The organism is Pseudoalteromonas sp. PPB1, assembly GCF_015356275.1.
Classification (GTDB): Bacteria; Pseudomonadota; Gammaproteobacteria; order Enterobacterales; family Alteromonadaceae; genus Pseudoalteromonas; species Pseudoalteromonas rubra_D.
This window is the reverse complement of the sequence record NZ_JACEQV010000008.1, coordinates 14,859-37,102: the sequence shown is the minus strand read 5'-3', so window position 1 is coordinate 37,102 and position 22,244 is coordinate 14,859. Positions and strand designations below refer to the sequence as shown.

Genomic DNA, 22,244 nt, shown 5'->3' with positions numbered 1-22,244 from the left:
TTATACACGGATTATGCGATTGAATGTGCTCTGGTGTGGGAATTTAAACAAACAGGGAGATCTAACCACCTATGTCCTGATCAACCGCAGCGCTACTCAAAGCCATTGGCAACAACGGCACACCAGTAAGCAGGTCGATGGCTTCTTCAGCTATAGCCAACCTCAGCCGCAGACAGTGCGGTTGACAGCGGTCGCAGCAATGGCACAACAAACGAAAGCCGACCTGGCGTTCAAACCACGCTTCAAGCGCTGGTGAAAAAAGAAAAAATCAGCAAGTCCTGCGCACACTGATGCAGCCATCTATTCTCACTCATACCAATTTGCTTAATTAAATGTTCTATTTTAAGGCGAGAAAATAGTGTCGATAACATCGCTCCCGCGTCCTGCTATCGCTGAGGCACCTACATCTAAATAGGCGAGGCAAAAATTTGCGAACTTATACCTTAGGTAAAGGTTATACATGAGAAATTTGTAACGCCGTTGGCGTGATATTTGCTCCTTCAAATAGAACAGGTATTAAGTGAAATTGGGTTAATCACCAAACGACAGAAACAAGCGAGCCTGCACTATGGCAGGCTCGCGGGAGAATAAAAAAACCGGTCTAGTCCATTAGACCGTAACCTACTCAACGGGTTGTGAGCTTAATAAGCGAGGCAATAGACAAGCTACTGACGCTTATCTTGGCTCGATAGTTAAGGGAGATAAGGTGATTTTTGCGTTGTTGCTGGCACCCATATAACCGCTGTAATTCTGACCTTCAAATAAGGTATAGAACACATCGACGTAGTCATCGTCATTACTGAACCAGTGATCCGGCATGGCTTTAATCAACTGATTGGTCAACTGCGGAATGATCGCATAACCCTGTACATTTGGATCCGGGATAGTGCGCATTACCTGCGTCACGATATCTAAAAAGGTCGTCGCTAAATCTTTGTAATTGGTGTTGTCATCCTGCTCCATCAGCAGCACGTCAGCAGCCTGCCAACGATAACGCTCCCAGTGGATAAGGATTTGGTTAGGTGTGTAGTCTGTACCATCATGGTCCAGGTAGGGCATATCAACGATATCCAGTACGGGTTCGTCACGTGATGGGCTCACCCCGGTGACAATCCCATAGACTTCCGCTTTACCCAGCACCCAAGGTTCCTGATCATTATTAAGGCGAATACGCTTTAAAACGCTGGTTGAAATCGCGTCAGACTGAATCCGCACCTCATTGGTTTGCAACATGTCCTGTGCAAAACGCTCAACGGTCTGGGTCTGTCTGGCATGGCTGAAAATGTCCTGCATCACCGCTAATCCTTCACGGCGCACCTGCTGTTGATCTAACTCCAGAACCAACACCGGACGCTGTGGCATTTGCTGCGCATCCAGCAAGTGTAGCTGGCCCTCACTGTCATAAGCCTCAACATGGATCCAGGTTTTATCATCGCCTTTAGGGGCAAAGGCGATCAGTGGCATTTCACCTTCCTGCCATTGGTTCAGCATAGTGTCAGATGCCAGGCGCAATTGATATAAATTGCTGTCGCTTTGTGGCAACCCTTTCAATACCCGTGTCTGTGTACTTGCCTGACCAATCAGTGACTGTGCCTGAGCTGATACACCCATTTCCTGCACAGTGAGGCGAGATTGGCTCGCCAGCGTTGATTGCCAGCGCGGACCTTGCTGTGCCAGTTCCTGAGCCAGTGATTTCGCCATCACTTTTTTGATGTCACTGACCTGAAAAGCCTGCGGGTTAAAACGGTCAATCTGCGCCAGTGGTGCTGCCAGATTATTCACAGCGTCAATCGGGGCTGCGGTTGCATTTGCCGCTGCACTCAGGCTCAAAGCCAGTGCAGATAAGGTCATCTGAGATATGCGTTTCATTGTTATAATTCTCCAGAAATAATCCTGTTCTGGCCTCACCTGAACCACGGGAAGCCACCTCTCGTGTGCCAAATCAAGATAAAACACGAAAATCAAATTATCAACATATTAATATAAACTTTACACAAAAAAAATTAACATAAAGACATCAAGTTAATGTTTTAAAAGGATTTTAAATGTTAAAATTAAAATAGATTTTAGATCTAGATTTAAACAAGAGCGAAGACTCTATTTTGTTTGATTCATTATTTTTGGTTGGGAAACAGTGACAGGCAGGCGGTACAAAGGCGACCAAGGCCTGTGCAACTGAACAGGCCCGGCTCTCTAAACGAGTGAAGGTAATTAATAGAAGTTGTTATTTTTCAACAGGGTAAAGCGTAATTTCCATACCCGCACCGATGGCGGAGATACGTAACAAGGTGTCTGCATGCAGCGCCTGAGAATAGCACTTTGGCTGCTCCCCACTGCTGAAGCCGATATCAAAGGTGCGCTTAGAACACCCCAGCCACTGCTTGAGCGCTGCTTTAGAGCATGATTCGATCAATTCACACAAGTGATTGATGGCTTTATCCGGACTCGTCACTTCGGCACTGGCCTCAATTCTGGCCAACTGGCGATACTCATCCTTATCGTAATGCAGTATCACTGCGTTCTTTTTAAGATCCGCAACCAGGGCAGAAATATCCTGCTTGGATTCTAACTCTAAATCGACATTTAAAAACTGGATTTCTGACATGACGGGACATTTACCTTGTATCTTTATGAGTGGTTCGCTGCCATACCTGCGCCATGTTCAAGCGCCAGAACACATTCGATTGGCAGGTGCGACAATATGTCACTATTGATTTTACGCGAATTCTCATAAGCTATCAGCAATTTTGACGAAAAAACAGCACTATGAATAAATCCCGCTTCAAACCCATCCGAAAATTCCATAAGCTGACAGGCTACCTGCTGGCATTACAGATCTTTGCCTGGCTGCTCGGTGGTCTGGTCATGAGTGCCATACCACTGGACATGGTACATGGTAAGCACCTGGCCAAACGTGCGCTGGATAACCCGTTTAGTCAGGCTGATTACCGCGCCGACCTTAATCACCTGGCACACTCTGTTAATGGGTTTAACACACTGACATTTAGTCACTTTCTGGATCAGCCCATGATCATTGCCAGTGGTGAAGAACGCGCCTATTTCACCGCCACAGGAGCGCCGTTTCCTGCCCCCACCGAAGCGCAGATCCGTGCTAATGCACAGGCCCACTTTCTCGGCGACAGCCCCGTCGGCTCTGCACAGTTGCTCACTACAGGTCCCCGGGAAGTGCAATATCGCCCTCACATATGGCAGGTCACCTTTGCCGACACACTCAGCACAACCCTGTACCTGGATGCTCTTAGCGGTCAGGTGATCACGATCAGAAGCACCTTGTGGCGCATTTTCGACTTTTTTTGGATGTTACACATCATGGATTATGACGAGCGGGATGATTTCAACAACCCTTTGCTGATCACCTTTGCAGCCTGTAGTGTCGCGTTTTGCCTCAGTGGTATGGTGCTGTTGTTGCAATCCCCTCCCTGGCGCAGGCGCCGCCAACACGCCCGTTAAGCGTCCTGTATAACATCTGACCGGGGCCGGACAAAGAGTATGCGAAAGCGCGCTCGCCTCTGACTCCTGCCTGCCGGTCGTGTCATGTTGTCGCTTTATTCTTGCCTTAGCTGGCTCTGTTAAGCTTTAATGACAACTTACAGTAAACGCACTAATTTATTGGGTTTCATTTTGGCTGAATTGTATGGATACACACCAATTGACACCTGCGCTTACTTTAACTTGCACCTTTGTTATAAAGGAAATAACACCCAGAGGTGATGTAGCAATTTAATAAAAGTAAAACGGAATTCGAAGATGTGCAGTTATGTATCGGATAACCAAGCGAAGCTCAGTATCTGGCTTCAGTCTTTTTATCATATTGCGCTCAGTGGTAGCTTTTCCAAAGCTGCAAAAAAGTTAGGCCAATCGCGCAGTACCCTAACAAATCATGTGTTTGAACTTGAGTCCTTGTATTCCGTTCGGCTTATCAACAGAACCACAAGAAGCTTTTCCCTGAGCCGTGAAGGCGATGCCCTATTTGAGCAATGCAAACGGCTCAATCTGGCCATTTCAGAGAGTCACGAAATGCTCCGTGATTTTTCACAAAACAGCGAAGGGCTACTCAGAGTTAAAATCCCCAGCGTCCTCGATAACAAAGTCTTTCATGCCCTCCTCAGTCAATATAAAAAAAGCCACCCCAACGTCATTTTAGATATTATGGTCGACAACAACCTGGGAGACCTGGTCGCAGAAAAAGTGGATGTTGCTTTACACCTGGGAGAGTTACCCGACAGCAACTATATTTGCAAACGCCTTACGACATTTAATACTTATGTTGTTGCCAGTAAAGAGTACTGGCGCAGCCACCCAAAACCCAGTCATCCAAGTGAGTTAATTAATCACCCGTGTATTCGCTATCGCCACTGTAAAACCGGTAATAAGTGGAGTTTCAGTGATATTGGAAAGCAGTTTTTAGTTGATATAGGGACGTCCCATATCTGTGACAGTGATGAAATGCTGATCTCTTTCGCACTAGACGGCTCAGGTATTGCCACCGCGTTAGACTTTACATCGAAGCAATACATTGAAGACGGGACGTTAGAGACATGTCTTGAGGAGTGGACACACGAAGTGCAGCTCAATGCCTTGTTGCAGCACAGAGACAATATGTCGAGCCGCGTAAGAAACTTCATCGATGCACTTATCACACTGATCCCGAGTCTAAATACTTAACCGGCCAGGAGTGATAATTATATCACTCCGCAACATGATTATTTTTTTCTCTTTATAACACAAAAATCTAACACAAGATGATATACTATATCAGCGGTATATCATGCCTCCTCGCCTTTTCTTGTCTGTACATATATTCCACTGATTGTTCCACTTAGTAACATCTGATGTATGAGATTCTGAACATTACTTCAAGTACCCTTAACCTCAACATACAAGCTCATAATTGAGAATTAACATCATTGGAGGTTAAGGCAATGAGTATCAGCGCAGTTCCAAAAGGACGAGGATTGGAACTTAACTTCAGCAAAGGGCTGACCAGTTCAAATGCCGTGCACAGTTATTTGCAAAGCAACTTGAGCAATTATGATCAGGAAATAGAGCCTTACGTTATTAGTGAAATTGCAAAGCACGTAATACGGCAAAAACTATTTGAAAATCAGTCTATCTTACAAAAAGTAGAAAACTTTGCTGAAGACAATGAATATGACTGGATAATCTTTAACAACTGTTTTGATACATCAGGTATACCATCGACGCCTTGCAATGATAATCCACCTGAACATAAAACATGGAAAATGCCGGCGGCAACATTAATGGGATTAATTTCTCTTACTGGACACAAAGTTGCCAGTTATAAAGGTGAAATGAATGGGCGTTTAGCCCACATGGTGATGCCAGCAAAAAATAACCCGTTATATCAAAGCCGCTCAACAAAACAGCTCAAACCACACACCGAAGTGGTGAATGGGCTTTGGCCTGAAGAAATAAAAACCAATACAGACAAACACTGTATTGCACCCGACATATTTGGTCTGGCCAGCATCAGGAACCCAACCAATTGCGCTACACGGGTTTGGTATTTGCAAGATCTGTTGGATAGCCTGCCCTACTCAACCATTCGCAATTTAATGCGGACCGAATTTAGAACCACCAGCCAGTCTAGCTTCGACATTAACTATGTAAACGAAGGGGTGAGCGTCATCGCGGAAATCAATGGCAAGCTCAACATTCGCTTTAGCTATAGCAAGCTGGAAGGGTTAACGCCACGTGCCAAATCCGCACTGACGGAACTCAAGGCATACCTTGATGATGAGCGTACCGTCACACGTCTCGTGCTCAAACCAGGACAAGTCCTCATTCTCAATAACAGAACACTCCTGCATGGCAGAGACAACCTCACCAACCACGCCCTGTACGATGGCAATGACAGGTGGCTAATCCGAATGTATGGGTTTAGTTATGATGGCTGGAGAAAACTGCCGAAAAATGAACGCCTTCAACATGTAGCAACCGTATAAAAAGAGAAGAAAAGGGAAAAAAATGATTTCACCGTTAGTAGGAAGTGATAGGTACTTTGCCAAAAATGATGCACCTATTTTATTTAAAAAGGCAAAGAACTACACAGTGACAGACCAGAATGGCAACCAGTATATCGACTTCATTCTGGGCCTAGGACCCGTCATATTAGGCCATTCTGATGAAGAGTTTGTGCGCAGAGTATCAGAACAACTGAGCAATGGCCTGTCATTTCCTGGTTTTGCCGATGTGCATGGCGAGCTTGCCAAAGTGTATGAAGCCCAGTATCAGGATATGCGAGTTGTTACCCTATTCAAAACCAGTTCAGAAGCCGTAACCGCAGCAATGCGCTGCGCTATGCTGGAAACAGGTCGCAGTAAATTCATCCGTTGTGGTTTCTTAGGATGGCACGACAGCCAGATTGCCAACACACCAAGCTGGCACGAATGGCCAGGCAGTGAAAAGCGCGAAGCACTGAGATTCTCACAAGGTATGCGCGGGATTGATGGTGAGCAGGGCGTATTTAACTGGACGGATGGTGATATCGCGAGCCTGACAGCACTGTTGAGCGAACACGGCGACACCACAGCCGCCTTTGCCATTGATGTCTATCAGCTGGCATTCATGACCACTGAAACATTACAACAGGCAACCGCGCTGTGTCGCCAATATGGCATAAAAATCATCATCGACGAAACCAAAACCGCCGGCAGAACAAACCCGGCAGGCATGCTTGATACGCAAGCGATCCCGGCAGATTACATCATCCTTGGTAAAGCCGTGGGCAATGGATTACCACTGGCGGTGCTGCTCGGCAAGCCAGAGCACATCAAAATTTATCAAAGCGCGAGGATTGGCGGTACCCACACTAAAGAAGTCCTGTCAGCGCACGCCGGGATCATAGTCGCAGACATAATGCAGCAACGAGAAGGCTATGCGCGCCTGCCGCTCATCTGCCAAAAGATTGTTGCAACCATCAATGCCGCCATCACCCACTCGGCCACAACCGAGTTACTCAGCGCAACCAGCTTATTAAACGACACCCTGTTTGATCTGCGCTTTTCAGACCCTATGCTGAACAACTTTGCGGCCAGAGAGCAGCTGAAACAGACCATGATCGCTGAGGGTATTTTCATGCTGCAGGGACACAACTCATTCGTGTGTTTAGCCCATGAGCAAATCGATTTTAGCCAACTGGAAGACAAGTTAACCACCTCGCTGCGTAACTGGTCAACACAACTGTAAGCATACCAAGGACGACTCATGAACAAAGAAAATACAATCAATGAATTACAAGGTTTGTTGGAAAACTACGCGACAACATACGAGATAGAGGCACAGTATCGGGAGCATATGTTGTCATTCCTGAAAAGCAGTGACGACCCCATTTACAGTAGCAATCAGGCAGGGCACTTTACCGCTTCTGCCTGGGTCTTGTCGCATGATCGCCAGCACGTGTTGCTCACTCAGCATGCCAAAATTGGCAAGTGGTTTCAGCTTGGTGGCCACATTGAGCCAGAAGACAGCTCTTTTATTGATGCCTGCTTGCGAGAAGCAACCGAAGAAAGCGGCATCACCTCATTGTCATCAGCAAACACCTTTGTGCTCGACATCGATATTCACGATATCCCGGAATACAAAGGAATACCGCAGCATCCGCACTATGATGTGACCTGCTACTTTGTTGCCCCGGCGCAGGCAAAAGCGATTAAAAATGCGGAATCAACACAGTTGCAATGGATACCGCTAGAGCAAGTAAAAGCACTCACCGACGACCCGGCGATCCACAGAATGGTCGAGAAAACACTCGAATTAGAGACCTATAAAGACCATGCTTAAATACCATTTAAAAGGTATATCCGCAAACGTCATTTGGGGTTCTCTGCCTTTATATTTTTATTTCTCTGGCGAGTATCCCCCGCTTTTCTTCTTGCTGGCACAAATTATCAGCACCTTTATATTGCTGGGTCTGTACCTAAAGTTAATGAGAGCAGAGGAAACGCAGCGCTTTAGCTTAAAGCTAAACCTAATCCCCGCATTATTATTAATGCTGAATTGGGGTGGGTATGCCGTAGCAATAAAATCAGGTTATGTAATTGAGGCAAGTTACGCCTATCTTTTACTGCCGATTTTATTGCTGTCAGTGAGTATTTTTAGCGGCGAGAGTAATCAGAAAAAGGATTGGTTCTTTTTCTCGCTCTCCCTCTTTATCGTTTTTCTTGAGTTCTATATTAGCGGCAACTTTCCATTTATAGGTCTGCTGATCTCCGTGCCATTTGTGTTGTATTTACTGTGGCATAAGAAGCACAACCTTGATCCATTAACAGGGCTATTTAATGAAACTAAAGCGATGCTGCCGCTGTGTTGTTTATTGTGGTTCTTCATTGATTTTGGGTTTATAGAAAGTGTGAAATTAAATGACTGGGCAATGCTATTAATGCTGGGCTTCATTACCCTTTTACCACTCACACTGTTTGTGAGTGCAAGTAAAAAAGTGAGCTTTAATGTGTTGTCTTTATATCAGATTATGTCTCCTATTTTAGGCATGATCATCGGGTTTCATTTATACCACCAGGACATAAGCACTTATAAATTTATCCTGTACTCATCACTGGCTTTGACCTTGATCGTGTACAACATGACAAATCAAATTGGGACAAAAAATGAATCTTACTGATTTACTTGATGAAGTGGTGAAAATTGCAAAGGAAGCAGCACAAATAATAGAGAAATCTAAGCTCAATGCTGAGTTCTCTATGAAAAGTGATAATACGTTTGTCAGTAAAGTGGACATTAACGTTGAGGAGTTCATTAGCCTGGCGCTTAAATCCCTTGATTACAATATCCCCGTGTTTGGCGAAGAGCTGGGTGTATCAGGGATGGAGACACAAGACACTTACTGGCTAATCGACCCCATTGACGGCACAGCCTGGTACCGATTGGGAGTGCCTATTTATGGTTCACTGATCAGCCTGATTGATAAGGGCGAACCCATATTAGGATGTGTGGCGTTACCCGGGATCAATGAAGTGTGCTACGCAGCTAAGGGACACGGCTGTTTTATTGAAACACCTTATCAAGCGGCCACCAGAGTCACCATTAAGGATCCAGTCTCCTCAGTCAAAGAGGCGGTGATCACTGCATCGGGTATTCATGGCACCAACCTGTGGCTTGAAAATGGCAAGTATCCGTGGCGGATCGATAACGTATTTCACGAAGCGCGACTCTTTAAACTGTCAGGTGATTGCATTCAGCATGTCCAGGTCGCCTGCGGCCGAGTCGATGCAGCCATCGATACCATCATGAAGCCGTGGGACAGCGCCGCACTGATTGTGTGTTTGCAAGAAGCCGGTGCTGTGGTCATGGACTTACACGGCAATCAGGATCAGTTATTAAAACGCGACTCTCTGTTGTCAGCGGCTTCCCTGCCCCTGGCACAAGAACTATTAGAAAAACTTTCATATCAATAAGCGAAAAGCAGCGCGGACAGTGTGTCCAGCGCTGCCACCCCAGATCATAAAACATAACAAAAAACTCTTAGAGACGAGGTTGGAATGAACAAGGAAATTTTAGAACTAGCGCAACAGCAACAATGGACTCAGCTAACCACACTTTTGCAAGCAGACAACGTAGCGGTCAATGTGCAAGACGAAAAAGGCTACTCCCCCTTACATTATGCGGCGATTCAGGGGCAGTGTGAGGTCATCGATGTCCTGGTCGCCAAGGGCTGCGCGCTTGAGACGGCGACAGGCAACGGCAGTACCGCACTGCATAAAGCTGCTACCTTTGGTCAGCTTGATGCCATCCATACCTTACTCACGCTGGGCGCCGATTTAGAAGCCAGAACCAACAACCCAGATGTGCCTTCTTTTAGTGCACGTACCCCTTTGCATGAAGCCGCAGTCGAAGGCCATGCCGACGCAGTCACGCTGTTACTTTCACTTGGCGCTGATCAAAACGCCCTGACAGACGCACAGGAAACCGCGCTTGACCTGGCCGTATATTATAAACATACCGACGCCACAGCGGCCTTGTCGCGTTCTTAATTTAAAGTGAACGCATTATGCTTACAGAAATAAAAGCCAGACATTGGCTGTTTGACATTGACGGCACAATCGCCTTTAACAACCAACCCGTCAGTACGGCGTTGACCGACGCCCTGGTCGAATTAAGTGATGACAGCGACGTGATCTTCGCCACAGCCAGGCCGTTTCGGGATGTGTTACAGGTGCTGCCAACCGAGCTACGCAACAATACTATCTCTTGTACCAATGGGGCTTTGCTATTTAAGCAGCACAAAGTTTACGCTGAACAACATTTCACTAAGAACACCAGCATCCGATTGATACATTTGCTCGAGGATCTGGATGCGCCCTATATTCTGGATTGTGCGCAGGGGTTTTACCTGAGTCGCACCAGCCACCCCTTTTTTGAGTACACCCAGGGGAGTTACAAAGCACCCAAAATCTCCCAGCAAGCGGCGTTGGCCCAGGGTATCAATAAAATTCAGGTGTTTGATACCCAGCTCATTGAACTGTTGAACAGAGATGCTGAGCAACTTGGGATCACGGTCTACCCTTATGCTGACGTCGACTTTTTTGATATCTCTCCAACCGGGTGTTGTAAATCCAACCTGTTTCAGCAACTCGATATCGATCCCCTTAATAGTATCGCCTTTGGCAATGATTCAAACGACCTGCACCTGATCAAACAAGCACAAGTGGGCGTCTGCATCGGGTCGCACCCGCAACTCAACCAGGCTGCTGACCTGACGCTTAACCAGACCTGCCCGGAGCAAGCATTAATTAACATCATCAGGGAGAGAGCTTTTGAAAACCTATAAGCTAGTCACGTTTGATTTTGATGGTACCTTGTGTGACACCGCACCTGCCATTATCAGCACACTTCAGCAGCTGTTTCCGGGTACTGAACAGACACAGATAGACGCGCAGTTATCCGTGGGTACCCCGCTTAAATCTGTGATTGCCCAGTTACATCAGCACCCACTGTCTGCCACTGAGCTGGATGTACTGTGCCACCAATATCGGGCACTATACAATCAGGAACACCATCAGTTACAAGTACCATTTCCTCATGCCAGAGACACCATCATGGCGTTCAGACAAGCCGGTGCGCAGTGCCTGATCGTCAGTAATAAAGGCGAAGCCGCACTGAATGCCTTCGTACAGCAGTACGCATTCACGTCGCTCTTTGACGATGTGATAGGAGAGCGCGTCGGCATAGCAGGCAAGCCACACCCGGATGTCTATGAGCAAGTGATCCGCCCGGCTTACCCGGGCATTAAACCCGAGCACATATTGCATATTGGCGACACCACAGCTGATCTGGCATTTGCTCATGCCATCGGTGCCGACAGCGCCTATCTGACCCATGGCTTTGGCGATGATGAGGCAGCCCTGGCGATGCAGCCGACCTGGTATTGCAGTCACTTCGAAGCACTTTCACAACAGTTAGCATTAGGAGGGCAGCATGTTTGATTATAGCCCTGCTAAGCTGCCGTTTGTAAATCAAGCTGACAGAGTGCTCAAGCATAACCATTTCGTCAAATCGTTATTCTGGCAAAGCTGGCATGATTGCTTCGAGCAGCATGCATTGCCCAAGCTGCCTGAGCCGATTGCAAAATTATGGACACACTCCAGGGAAATATTCCAGCTGGCCTTTATCGCCCACCGTTATGGCATGATCTTTTTTGCTTCCCGACGTGAAGTCTCCGCACGGTTGGCAACAATCACGGCAAAGAGCCAACAAATCGATGAGGTTTACCGAGTTTTGTCACAGCGACAACTGCTCAATACCATTTACAACCTGACCATCAATCAGTTTGTCTTTAGCTGGCCCAGTAAAGCAGCGTGTGCGCAGATGATTGCACCAAACCAGTTTCAGCTCAGCAAAGAACAGGTGCTGTACTATCGCGATGACGCATTTTACAGACACAGTGAACAGGTCAAGCGGCTCGGTGATGAGGCGGTGTATGATCTGCATGATTTTGCACACCTGGTCAGCACCCTGTGTAAGCCCACACTATACGGTTGCTATTATCACGACTTGAGTGCCAAGATCACCAACAAGCAATTTCGCAGTATGATTTCTCTGCCAGGTAAACGCGACCTGGACAGTCAAATTGTCGCAGACGGGTTTGTCTACACCTGCCTGACCCGACATCTATACGACACCCTAGTGACTGAGCCATTTTCAACCCCGGATGATCTGGTCGAAGCCATCGCAGAACAACTCAGCCGCTACTATCTGGCAGAGCAACCCCTCACCAGCGCGCAAGATGGTAAAACCTACCGATTAAATGCCCCCATTGAAACCGGTCAGCTTGTGATATTGGCCCTGAATAAGCTCTATGAACACTCAGCATCAGAAGTCGAGCACTCCGTATTTATCCGGGCAGAACAAGACAGCGGGGTACTTGAGCTCTCCCCGTCAAACCGCTTGCAGGCACTGGCCGCACCGTTAAAGTGGCTGTACCCCGAAGCGCGCAATACCATTCGCCATCGTGCCCATGCACTGTCTTACATTAAAACAGCCAAAGCGCTGATCCCCATGCGCCCGGCGGAAGCCTCAATTTTAGACCAGGTTGTGCAGTTGCTTGGTGCTGACCCCGCGGCACTGCGCACAATTTTAGAGTTGCTATCACTTAACTCCACGCTCAATAAGGAAGAATTACTATGATCTCACAACACATCGCCATCGTGCAGGACCACCCAAAACCAGGCATTAAATTTCATGACATTACGTCTTTGTTGAGTAACGCCCATGAACGAGACCGGGCTATCACGCAGCTCACTGAGCACTACCGGGGCAAAGTGAACTGTGTGGCAGCCATTGACGCACTGGGCTTTATCATTGGAGCCATGGTGGCAGATCGATTGAATTTAAAATTTGTGCCAATCCGAAAGCCCGGCAAACTACCGCGTGAAACCATCAGCACCGATTACAGCAGTGAATATGCACACAACAGCCTGCACATTCACAAAGATGATATTGATCAGGATGATCACATCCTGCTGATTGATGATGTATTGGGTACGGGCGGGACCTGCCTGGCTGCCATCAAGCTGTGTGAACAACTGGGTGCACATGTCGTGGGTACCGGCTTCTTGCTTGAACTGCCCAGTCTTGGCGGACGCAACACCCTGGAAGGCTATCATCCTGTTTGCTGCGCCCAGCTGTAATTTAGTGACACCATGACTATGTATGATCATTACACTTTGCCAGAGCACCACCAGCATTTAATCCTCGCCGCGATGGCACAGCGCATCGACCAGGCAAGCCCGGCGACGATTGGCGAGCTCATCGCACAGATGCAATCACTAAACTGGTCGGTGTTTATCTCAGGCGGAGCACCAAGAGATTGGGTTGAAGGCCAGCAAGCACAAGACATTGATCTGTCTGTGAACACCAGCTTTGCCGACCTGTACGCATTTTGCCTTAGTATATTTCAGCCCCATCAACTGCTCACTGACCCAGATTTTGGGTTAGTGACCGTGCTCGGCTCTGAATATAAATTAGACATCAATATACTACGCGAAGCCGCTTTCTCCATGCCCGTGCCGCCCAGAGTCGGCCTGTCTCAGTCGCACCAGCATGACGAAGTGAAGCAGTCAGCAACCACCGCTCTCGCACGCCTGCAAGCCGATATCCTGTCACGGGACTTCGCCGTCAATGCGCTCTACTATTGCTGTGACAGCGGGCATATTCTCGACCCTTCACAGCAGGGCTTGTCTGATCTCAAACATCGCCGTTTGTCATTTGTCATGTGCACGCAGCGACTGGCCCACGACAATGTGGTCTGTATCAGGATTTTACAGTTCATCGCACGCGGCTTTGAACCCAATGAGGAAGTAAAAACCTTGCTTTGTGCGCGGCTGGAAACCGCCGTCATGCAACAGCAAGAGTTTCAGGCATGGCTGGCAGTCTATATCGGGACGGATAAAGCATACTACCCACAGTTTAAGGCCTGCGCCTATCACTATGCTGCCAGCAAAACCGTCAAAAACCGACTTCAACACTATTTTAGCAATATGGAATCCAAGTCGTGAGTAGTCTCTCTAAACGCAATAAAGCCATTGCGGTGTTTATTTTTATCCTGATCACCACAACCACAGTCTGGGCAGTTGCATACAGCCGACTGTACCTGACCATAGACAATGCCCGGGTCAGTGCGGATCTGATCACTATCCGCAGTGAAAGCGATGGTCGCATTGTGATGGCGGATGCAGCACTACGCTCAGAGCGGGTGCCCAAAGGTCAGCAGATCATCGCTCTGGACGCGCGGGAAATTCGCTTGCAACTACAAGTTTCTGACGCTGAAATCGCTCAGATTGAAGCCGAAAAACAACTCAACCAGCAACGCTATGAGGTCGCCATTGCCAACAACAAAGAGCAGGCAACACAGTTTATCTGGCAGCAGGAGCTACTCAACCGGGAACTGGCGCTCAAGCAAGAAAGCACCCGCTTACAAATGGAGAAAACAGACAATATTCAGAACCTCGCAACCACGGCAGCTGTCTCCAGGCAAGATAAACTCACCGCCCAGTCAGCACTTCAGCAGGCGCTACTAGACATAGATATTCATCAAGCCAGAATTGCGGAACACGCCGTCAATCAGGCCTTGCTGAGTAATGAAAAGCGCCAGGCCGACTTAATTTTGCATGAGATTTCCAGGTTAGAGAGTCAAAAGCAAGCCGCTCAGGCACAACGCGCGCTGCTGGAATATCAATTGGAAAAATTGACCTCTTCGGCACCCTTTGATGGCGTGATTGATGAAGTCTTTGTCCGTCATGGTGAATATGTCGAAGAAGGCCAGCGTCTGTATATGATGCATGATCTCAACAGCCTCAAAGTCGAGGCCAACATACTGGAAAGTGACCTTGGCAAAGTGCATCTGGGGCAACAAGTTGAAGTGCAGTTAAGCTATCAGCCCGGACAGACGATTTCGGGAGTGATCACCCGAATTGCGTCAGTCAGCAATGACAAACTGGCGCTGATCCCCACCAGTCAAATGAGCAGCGATTTTGTCAGAGTAAAACAAAGGTTCACGCTGGATATCAAATTAGATAACACCACCTCATCCATGGTCGCACCGGGCATGATGAGTACCGTGATTATTCCACTGTAAAGGATCCCTATGTTTAACAGGCAAACCGTTGCATGTATTTTTACGGTTGGACTCGGCAGCTTTTCCACCTTACTCAGCAGTACCACCATTGAGGTCGCTTTTGTGCAGGTGATGGGAGAACTGGCCATGGACCTGAGTGAAGCGCACTGGACCGTATCGCTATACATGGTGGTGATGACCATTGCCATGTTATTAACCGCGGACTTGGTGAATCGCATTGGTTGCAGATACACGTTTATAGTCAGTTTCATCATCATGATCTCAGGCTCACTGATCGGCGCTTTGGCAGATGGCCTGTTCAGCTTGTTGTGCGGCCGTGCCTTGCAAGGGTTTGCGGCCGGATTGCAGGCCCCACTGGCTACCATTATTTTGGGGCGCATTTTTGCCAGAGAAAAAATGGGCATTGCGATGGGCTTTTTTGGCGCGATTATGCTGTTAGCCCCTGCGCTTGGTCCGGTGATCGGCGGCTATTTAATCGATTTTATGTCATGGCGCGGCCTGTTTGCGTTTCAAATTCCGATGGCAGCCCTGTCACTGCTATGTGCATTGATCTTTTTAAATCCAGATAAACCGCACCAGGCCGCGTACGCTTACGACTGGGCGGGTTTGTGTATTTTGACTGGCGTATTGTCTGGCTTTTTCATCAGTTTACAGCTGGTTGAAGAGGTCGGCGTGTATGCCACCGAGTTTGCAATAAGCTGCGGCGTCAGTGCCCTGCTGGCGCTGATGTTCTATTTTTTTGAAAAACAGACCGCTCAGCCTCTGGTCAACTTCGCACTGTTTAAAGACACCGTGTTTAGCGTCAACATCGTGGTGATCTGCGTACTGGGGATCTTTTTGTTCAGCTCCATTTTAATCGTGCCCCTTTACTTACTTGAGATCAGAGGGCTCAGTGCCCGCCAGGCTGGCGAAGCCCTGCTCATTCCGGGTCTTATCATGGCCTTTATGGCGCCTTTTTCGGGCTGGCTATCCGATCGCTTCCCACCCAGAGAAATTATCTTATGTGGTTTGCTGATCAATGCATACGCCATCTGGCTCACCGCACAACAAGATGTTTCAAGTGCGATTATTGCCATTGTGGTGGCCACATCCCTGTCACGCATTGGCATGTCAGTTATGCTTCCCAGCTTATATGTGAGTTCGCTCAGGCACCTTGAAGGACCGATGCTGGCTTATGGTTCAAGCATGATCAATTTTGCCCGACAAATAGGGGGAGCGCTGGGTGTGATGCTCTTTAGCCTGTTATATGAACGCAGCAAGCTCATTGCATCAGACCAGCTGTGGCAATCCGCAGGCAATGCCATGGAATCAACAGGCTACTTAAGCTTAGATGCCACGAGCAGAGAATATAGCAGGATAGAACAAGGGATCCATGCGTTGTCGGGAACTAGCGCATTTCAATCCGTTTTCTATTTGAACCTGCTGATGAATATCATCTGCCTGGGACTGCTGCTGTTAACTTACTTACCCGCCTGGCGGGCGACGTTGCGCAAGTCTCAGATCTCCGGCGGCCCCGCTTCGCCCTAGCTGGCATGGGCAACATATTGCGCAACCAGGCACCTACTCTATACTCAAAATAAGGGATAAATTGATTATTTTTGCTGCTGTTGACATTAATTAACAGTCAACCCGGTCTATCTATTGTATTGTAGGAACAGTGTTGATAGTTTTTAGCGCAATGAATATATAGGATAAAACCATGATGCAATTCAGCAACTTATACCTTGCCATCGGATTGGCTTTAACCCTCACAGCGCTCTCAGGATGCGGTGGCGGCGGTACCGAGAGCAGCAACGGCGGTGATTCAGGTACTGTGACTACGCCGGATAACAACAATAATAACGGTTCAGACTCAGGGGGCAGCAGCACCGAGCCCAGCTGGCAGGCCGGTGTGTTTCCACCTGCCACTAACTTCATTAACTACTGCGCTAATCCGCGTACCGGGCAGGATGAATTTAACAATAACCAGCCTTTTCCGGACAGAGCTGGAACGGCCATGCACGAAAAAATGTGGCTTCGCTCATTCAGCCATGAAACCTATTTATGGTACGACGAGCTTGCTGACAACGATCCGCAGGGCTTCAGCTCAGTGGCTGATTATTTTGCCCAGCTAAAAACCACCCAACGTAATCCGGATGGATCGCTGAAAGATCAGTTTCACTTTTCTAATACCTACGAAGAATATCAAAAAGAGCAACAGTCCGGTGTGACCACCAGCTATGGTATTCACTGGTCTGCTATCAAAACAGCCTCACCGGATCGTAACTTTACCATTGCTTATATCGAGCCAAACTCGCCGGCCGCAGCCACAGGGCTGAGCAGGGGTGATCGCCTGATCAGCATCGACGGTGAGGATTTCGTGGACGGCGACAACGTCACGCTATTCAATGAGGCCTTGTTCCCCGATGATCCAAAAGCTTATACCTTTGCTTTTCGATCTGTCGAAGGCGAAGAAAAGTCGGCCACGATGACCGCTGCCGATTTTGAACAAACGCCGGTACAACACACTAAAGTCATAGCTCATGGAGACAAAACCGTAGGTTATGTGCAATTTAATCAGTTTATTCCTACAGCACAGGAACCTCTGATCGCCGCATTTGAGACCTTCATTGACAGAGGCGTCAATGAGCTGGTGCTGGATATGCGCTATAACGGTGGTGGGCTTATCCACAGCGCGGCACAGCTTGGTTATATGATCGCCGGCGATGGTTCACTCAGCCGCAATTTCGGCGTCACGACCTACAATGATAAGCGCCAGGGTGAGAACCGAATATATACCTTCGAGCCTCGCCGGATAGACTGGACACGGGATGTATTTCTCAACGACACCACATTACCCAGCCTGAATCTTTCTAAGGTATACGTACTGACCACCGATGACACGGCCTCTGCCAGTGAAATGGTGATCAACGGCTTGCGTGGTATTGATATTGAGGTGATCCAGATAGGCACCACCACACGTGGTAAACCCTACGGTTTCTTGCCAGCCCCTAACTGTGGCATGGTGTATTACACCATTCAGTCAAAGTCAGCCAATGAAAAAGGGTTTGGTGACTATGCCAGTGGTTTTATGCCAACGCCAGCCAGCCAGATAAACGGCGAAACCGGATTAGATGGAAAAGTACCGGGTTGCCAGGTGAGTGATGATTTGAGTCGTGCTTTAGGTGACGAAAACGAACAGCTGCTGGCCACGGCACTGCATCATAGCGCAACCGGTACCTGTCTGGTCAACGAAGCGGCGGGGGTCTCTGCCAGACCAGGCGACAATGAACAGGCGGATGAGCATAACACTGTGACGCTGCCGTTCAGACCACTGCGTGATGGCGCAATCCACTCTACACTGAAAGGACAATAATGATGAAATGTTCGGGCTGGTTTGCCACTTTACTAACCTTGCTGCTCAGTGGTTGCCAATACAGCAAGGCAGCGCCTGTGCGTCCGGCTTTAATTGAGCAAACCACACCGGACATGATCCGTGAAATACAACACGCCATCGTCGCCCTCAAGGGCGGCAAGGCGCCCAAACTAGCCAATAATGTGTTTATGCAGCGCTCCACTTTGTTCCTTGAAAAAGGCAATATACTCGATGCCTATGGGCAACCCATCCTCGGCAGCAGAGAAGGTGGCGTAACGGGCTTCGAATTGCAAATACGTGGCGAGCAATGTGTCTTATTTTACCCTAAGACAGGCGAATATCGGGTCTTGCCTGGCATACCTTGTGTGCCCAACCCACAGCAACCGTAGTCCCCTTAATTTTATTCCAGGCTTTGCCCCTGAGTGTGCTTGCAACCCTTCCTTATATCGGTAAACTGGCTGGCACTAATAGAGGGAGCCGTATGTCGTTAACACCAGTCGAACTATTTACACCCCAGCTGCCATTCGTCAGTCACAGCAGTGCTTTTCGCGTTGCCGCGTATCAGGACAGCGACTTTGCCCGTTACACCCAGCCACTGCCGGATAAACTCAGCCGTGCTGTCGCCAAGCGCAAAGCGGAGTACCTGGCCGGACGTCACTGCGCCAGTCAGGCACTCAAAGCGCTGGGACGACCCCATACCATAGTTGCCAGTGCAGACAGTCGTGCCCCCATATGGCCAGAGGGCATTCAGGGCACCATTACCCATACTCAGGAGCTGGCTATGGCCATGGTCAGTGATGATCCATTAGTGCTGGGATTAGGCATCGATCTGGAAAGAAAAATGTCGGATAAGCAAGAGCAGGAGCTACAAAAACAGATCCTGGCAAAGGAAGAGCAAACTGCGTTTGAGCAACTGAGTCAGGTACAGGCTTCCCCGCTTACCCTGATCTTCTCCGCCAAAGAAAGTATTTTTAAAGCGCTGTACCCGGTCGTACAACGCTTTTTTGGCTTTGAGGCCGCCTGTCTAAACGACTTCAGTCACAACCAATTGCATTTTACGCTCACAGAGACACTCCATGAAACCCTGCCACAGGGCACTCAAATCAGTGTCTATTACCAGCTCAACGATGAGTTGGTCCTGACCGAGTGCTGCCTGCGCGCTGGCCGTTAAGCCAGCGCTGAGTGTTGTTTCGGCGTCTTAGCACTCGCAGTGATGAGCGGTTCACTGAGACAGCCGTTATCCATTTTCAGTAGCCTGTCGGCCAGATCAAAATACTTATCATCATGGGTGATCACCAGCACGGTTTTACCCTGAGCGCTAAGCTCTGGCAGCAGCTCGCGATAAAAGACATCTTTAAAGACCGGATCCTGATCTGCCGCCCATTCATCAAAGATATAAAACGGTCTGTCTTCCATGTACGCCACCACCAGCGCCAGACGTTTGCGCTGTCCTTGCGACAGCTTCTGGGTGGTAAACGCGCCGTCTTTAATGGCCACTTTATGATGCAGGTTGAGCTTGCGGATCAAGGCATTGCCTTTGTCTTCCAGCGCCTGCCCCTCACAGCCCAAGACTCGATCAAAGAGATAAAAATCACTGAAAACCGTACTGAATAACTGACGATAATCATCAAACTGCGCTGCTTGTACTGCTTTTCCATCCACTGAGACTTGCCCCTGCTGCGCCTCAAACAGACCGCACAACAGCTTGGCAAAAGTGGTTTTACCACTGCCGTTACCACCAACCAGATAGATCAGCTCACCTTTGCGCAAGGTCAGGTTGATGGGTGTCAGGGCAAACACCTCATCACTTTGTTCATGGTAATAACCGTGGCTGATGTCCGACAGGGCAAGTTCATTAAAGTCATTCATGGCCTCATTGCTGCGTGGCATCAACGCCATTTCTTCCGTTAACGTGGCAATGGTATTGGCCGAGGCCTTCGCAGCGGCGGCCTTTGGAATGGCGGCCAGCATCACTTCCAGCGGTGTCAGCATGTACAGGAATAACAGCGCAAAGCCCGACATAACTTTTCCGCTATCCGCACCTGGCGAAGAGAGATAAAACAGGGCACCGCCGATAAAGGCAAACACACTGAAGCCCCCCCAGGATGCCGCATAGTGATACATGCTGGCACCCTGCACACGGCGCTTTTGCAGCAAAGTAATGGTGCTGCCAATTACATCCTGAAAGAAAGTCTCACGTTTTTTGCGGTGCAGCTTAAGCTCTTTTGCACCGGCATAAATGGCATCGAACTGATCGTACAGAGAGTCCTGAATTTTTGCCGCCTCCGTCACTTTACGAAAGGCATTGGCATTGGCCAGGCTGTAACCCACAGAACCCAGCACCAGAGTCAGCAGTGCGAACAAAAACACCTGCCAGTCGAGCCAGGCCATATATACAAAGCTGCCCAGCACCACCATAGCGTTACTAAGAATGTTTGGCAGGCTTTGAAAAAATTCCGCGACTTTGAGGCTGTGTTCGGTCAGACACGATTTTATCTTACCGGCCCCCTGCGCTTCTACATGACTGAATTGCGCGCCAATAACATGCTCTGCTACCTCGCGGCGCACTGTCGCCTGACTTTGCTGACTGAGTTGCTCTGCGAGTAATTTAGAAGCCAGTTGCAAGCTCACCCCCAGGCAGGCCAGTACGGCAAACCAGACAAACTGCTCAGAGCGGCCATCCTGATTACTGTTAATGATTTCGTTGATCAGCGCGACCAGCGACACGCTGATCAGACCAAACAAAACACTGCTGAGTGCGGTCGCGATAAATCGCCACCAGGTATTACGGATCAATTTTGCAAGCACGGGGTCTCTCTTCTATGCTGACGTGGATTTGCTTTAGGTGGTGACGAACAGAGAGTAAAAAAATTCACCCACAAAACGTCTATGACTAGGTATTTGTAGCAAATCAACCACGAGGTACGCTTGCTTCCAACATTACAGCCGTTTTTTCAGGGGCCCTTCAGGGAATATGGCGAAGCCGTCACTTTGTCACACACCCCGGACTTACCGACTCTGGCACACCAATTTGCCGAGGTGAATGCGTTAAAAAACGCCATCACCCACTGGGCGCTGCACGAAGGGATTGACTCACCCCGGGCACATGCTTCCGTGTGGCATATGCGCTACTGCGTCAGAGTACTCCCAACGATGTTACTGAGCCACAGTGTGCTCAACCGGGGTCTGCCCATTGCAGCGCAGGACGTGCAACTGTGTTTAATCACTCAGCGCCTGATGCTGCGTACCTGTGGCCAGCCATTTACCCCAGGCAGCAGCACAGGGACCAAATATCACCCGGTGATCTTTGCCCACTTTGCCCCACTTCATATCTTTCTCTCAACCCAGTTTGGCATCGCTGAGCGTGTGCTGTGGAGCAATCTGGTGTTTCGCCTGCGCCAGATCAGCACGACTGTTGCCAATGTGCTACCGGATGCCTCTGGGCTGCAACAGGATGTCCGTACCCTGCTGCACCGTGATTGCTGGCAAGACCAGCCTAACCCGCTGTTCAGAGCACAGCGCAATGAATACATGGCAGGTGGAAAACGTGTGCGAGGTGCCTGTTGCTTACTTCACGCTCACCCGCACAAAGACTATTGCGGTGACTGCCCTAAGCGCCCGGAATTCATGGCGGCACGAAAAACAGCCCGCAAGCAAATGGCCTGCAGCACTAAATCTTTTTCACAATGAGTCGTCTTGGTCACATCTCGCTGAACGCAGTTTGCATCAGCGTCGCTACAGACAGAGTTAACAGAG

The 22,244-nt window shown here is 48.7% G+C and carries 23 protein-coding genes; 20 read left to right on the top strand and 3 right to left on the bottom strand.

The features are described 5' to 3' along the window. Positions 1-19: 19 nt before the first annotated feature. Complete coding sequence (locus IY568_RS09900; RefSeq protein WP_194867459.1) at positions 20-256, top strand: hypothetical protein; 237 nt, start codon at positions 20-22, stop codon at positions 254-256. A gap of 419 nt (positions 257-675) precedes the next feature. Here the strand turns inward: IY568_RS09900 and IY568_RS09895 are convergent, their stop codons facing one another. Both IY568_RS09895 and IY568_RS09890 read right to left on the bottom strand, forming a co-directional pair. After that, entirely contained in the window at positions 676-1,869 is a 1,194-nt protein-coding gene (locus IY568_RS09895; protein ID WP_138537292.1) for a DUF3103 family protein, read from the bottom strand. A gap of 355 nt (positions 1,870-2,224) precedes the next feature. Then, positions 2,225-2,605: a hypothetical protein gene (locus IY568_RS09890; protein ID WP_010383815.1), complete on the bottom strand. Its 381-nt coding sequence runs from the start codon at positions 2,603-2,605 to the stop codon at positions 2,225-2,227. A 161-nt stretch (positions 2,606-2,766) separates the two neighbouring features. Between IY568_RS09890 and IY568_RS09885 the strand changes: the two genes are divergently transcribed. The 18 genes from IY568_RS09885 (at position 2,767) to IY568_RS09800 (ending at position 19,659) form a co-directional block, all read left to right on the top strand. Beyond that, positions 2,767-3,471: a hypothetical protein gene (locus IY568_RS09885; RefSeq protein WP_194867458.1), complete on the top strand. Its 705-nt coding sequence runs from the start codon at positions 2,767-2,769 to the stop codon at positions 3,469-3,471. Between the two features lie 297 nt (positions 3,472-3,768). Continuing rightward, positions 3,769-4,686 (top strand): LysR family transcriptional regulator, encoded by a 918-nt coding sequence (locus IY568_RS09880; RefSeq protein ID WP_010383817.1) that lies wholly within the window; start codon positions 3,769-3,771, stop codon positions 4,684-4,686. 257 nt (positions 4,687-4,943) lie between these two features. Further along, complete coding sequence (locus IY568_RS09875; protein ID WP_194867457.1) at positions 4,944-5,987, top strand: TauD/TfdA family dioxygenase; 1,044 nt, start codon at positions 4,944-4,946, stop codon at positions 5,985-5,987. 22 nt (positions 5,988-6,009) lie between these two features. Beyond that, the gene (locus IY568_RS09870) at positions 6,010-7,230 is read left to right on the top strand and encodes an aminotransferase class III-fold pyridoxal phosphate-dependent enzyme (RefSeq protein ID WP_125558726.1); all 1,221 of its coding nucleotides are present in this window, start codon (positions 6,010-6,012) and stop codon (positions 7,228-7,230) included. Positions 7,231-7,248: 18 nt separating this feature from the next. Next, positions 7,249-7,824: an NUDIX hydrolase gene (locus IY568_RS09865; protein ID WP_125558724.1), complete on the top strand. Its 576-nt coding sequence runs from the start codon at positions 7,249-7,251 to the stop codon at positions 7,822-7,824. Then, entirely contained in the window at positions 7,817-8,662 is an 846-nt protein-coding gene (locus tag IY568_RS09860) for a hypothetical protein (protein WP_125558722.1), read from the top strand. Before IY568_RS09865 ends, IY568_RS09860 begins: the two co-directional genes overlap by 8 nt. After that, a complete protein-coding gene (locus IY568_RS09855; protein ID WP_125558720.1) occupies positions 8,649-9,455 on the top strand; it encodes an inositol monophosphatase family protein in 807 nt (268 codons plus the stop codon). Before IY568_RS09860 ends, IY568_RS09855 begins: the two co-directional genes overlap by 14 nt. An 84-nt stretch (positions 9,456-9,539) precedes the next feature. Then, complete coding sequence (locus tag IY568_RS09850; protein WP_194867456.1) at positions 9,540-10,031, top strand: ankyrin repeat domain-containing protein; 492 nt, start codon at positions 9,540-9,542, stop codon at positions 10,029-10,031. A 17-nt stretch (positions 10,032-10,048) separates the two neighbouring features. Continuing rightward, entirely contained in the window at positions 10,049-10,828 is a 780-nt protein-coding gene (locus tag IY568_RS09845; RefSeq protein ID WP_125558716.1) for an HAD family hydrolase, read from the top strand. After that, on the top strand, positions 10,815-11,483 hold the full coding sequence (locus IY568_RS09840; RefSeq protein ID WP_194867455.1) for an HAD family hydrolase: 669 nt from the start codon (positions 10,815-10,817) through the stop codon (positions 11,481-11,483). The genes IY568_RS09845 and IY568_RS09840 overlap by 14 nt, the downstream gene beginning before the upstream one ends. Further along, a complete protein-coding gene (locus tag IY568_RS09835) occupies positions 11,476-12,684 on the top strand; it encodes a hypothetical protein (protein ID WP_194867454.1) in 1,209 nt (402 codons plus the stop codon). The genes IY568_RS09840 and IY568_RS09835 overlap by 8 nt, the downstream gene beginning before the upstream one ends. Continuing rightward, a complete protein-coding gene (locus IY568_RS09830; RefSeq protein ID WP_010383830.1) occupies positions 12,681-13,187 on the top strand; it encodes an adenine phosphoribosyltransferase in 507 nt (168 codons plus the stop codon). The genes IY568_RS09835 and IY568_RS09830 overlap by 4 nt, the downstream gene beginning before the upstream one ends. A 12-nt stretch (positions 13,188-13,199) precedes the next feature. After that, positions 13,200-14,054 carry a hypothetical protein gene (locus IY568_RS09825; protein ID WP_194867453.1) on the top strand — a complete coding sequence of 285 codons (855 nt, stop codon included), beginning with the start codon at positions 13,200-13,202 and terminating at the stop codon, positions 14,052-14,054. Beyond that, on the top strand, positions 14,051-15,133 hold the full coding sequence (locus IY568_RS25285; protein ID WP_125558708.1) for an HlyD family secretion protein: 1,083 nt from the start codon (positions 14,051-14,053) through the stop codon (positions 15,131-15,133). Before IY568_RS09825 ends, IY568_RS25285 begins: the two co-directional genes overlap by 4 nt. Before the next feature lie 9 nt (positions 15,134-15,142). Then, the gene (locus tag IY568_RS09815; RefSeq protein WP_194867452.1) at positions 15,143-16,660 is read left to right on the top strand and encodes a DHA2 family efflux MFS transporter permease subunit; all 1,518 of its coding nucleotides are present in this window, start codon (positions 15,143-15,145) and stop codon (positions 16,658-16,660) included. A 172-nt stretch (positions 16,661-16,832) separates the two neighbouring features. Next, positions 16,833-18,488 carry a S41 family peptidase gene (locus tag IY568_RS09810; protein WP_194867451.1) on the top strand — a complete coding sequence of 552 codons (1,656 nt, stop codon included), beginning with the start codon at positions 16,833-16,835 and terminating at the stop codon, positions 18,486-18,488. Continuing rightward, entirely contained in the window at positions 18,488-18,877 is a 390-nt protein-coding gene (locus IY568_RS09805; protein WP_125558702.1) for a hypothetical protein, read from the top strand. The genes IY568_RS09810 and IY568_RS09805 overlap by 1 nt, the downstream gene beginning before the upstream one ends. Positions 18,878-18,969: 92 nt before the next feature. Beyond that, complete coding sequence (locus tag IY568_RS09800) at positions 18,970-19,659, top strand: 4'-phosphopantetheinyl transferase family protein (protein ID WP_125558700.1); 690 nt, start codon at positions 18,970-18,972, stop codon at positions 19,657-19,659. Here the strand turns inward: IY568_RS09800 and IY568_RS09795 are convergent. Beyond that, entirely contained in the window at positions 19,656-21,296 is a 1,641-nt protein-coding gene (locus IY568_RS09795) for a cyclic peptide export ABC transporter (protein WP_125558698.1), read from the bottom strand. The two genes, IY568_RS09800 and IY568_RS09795, sit on opposite strands and share 4 nt — an antisense overlap. Before the next feature lie 120 nt (positions 21,297-21,416). Between IY568_RS09795 and fhuF the strand changes: the two genes are divergently transcribed. Further along, positions 21,417-22,178: a siderophore-iron reductase FhuF gene (fhuF, locus tag IY568_RS09790; RefSeq protein WP_194867450.1), complete on the top strand. Its 762-nt coding sequence runs from the start codon at positions 21,417-21,419 to the stop codon at positions 22,176-22,178. The last annotated feature ends 66 nt before the right edge of the window (positions 22,179-22,244 follow it).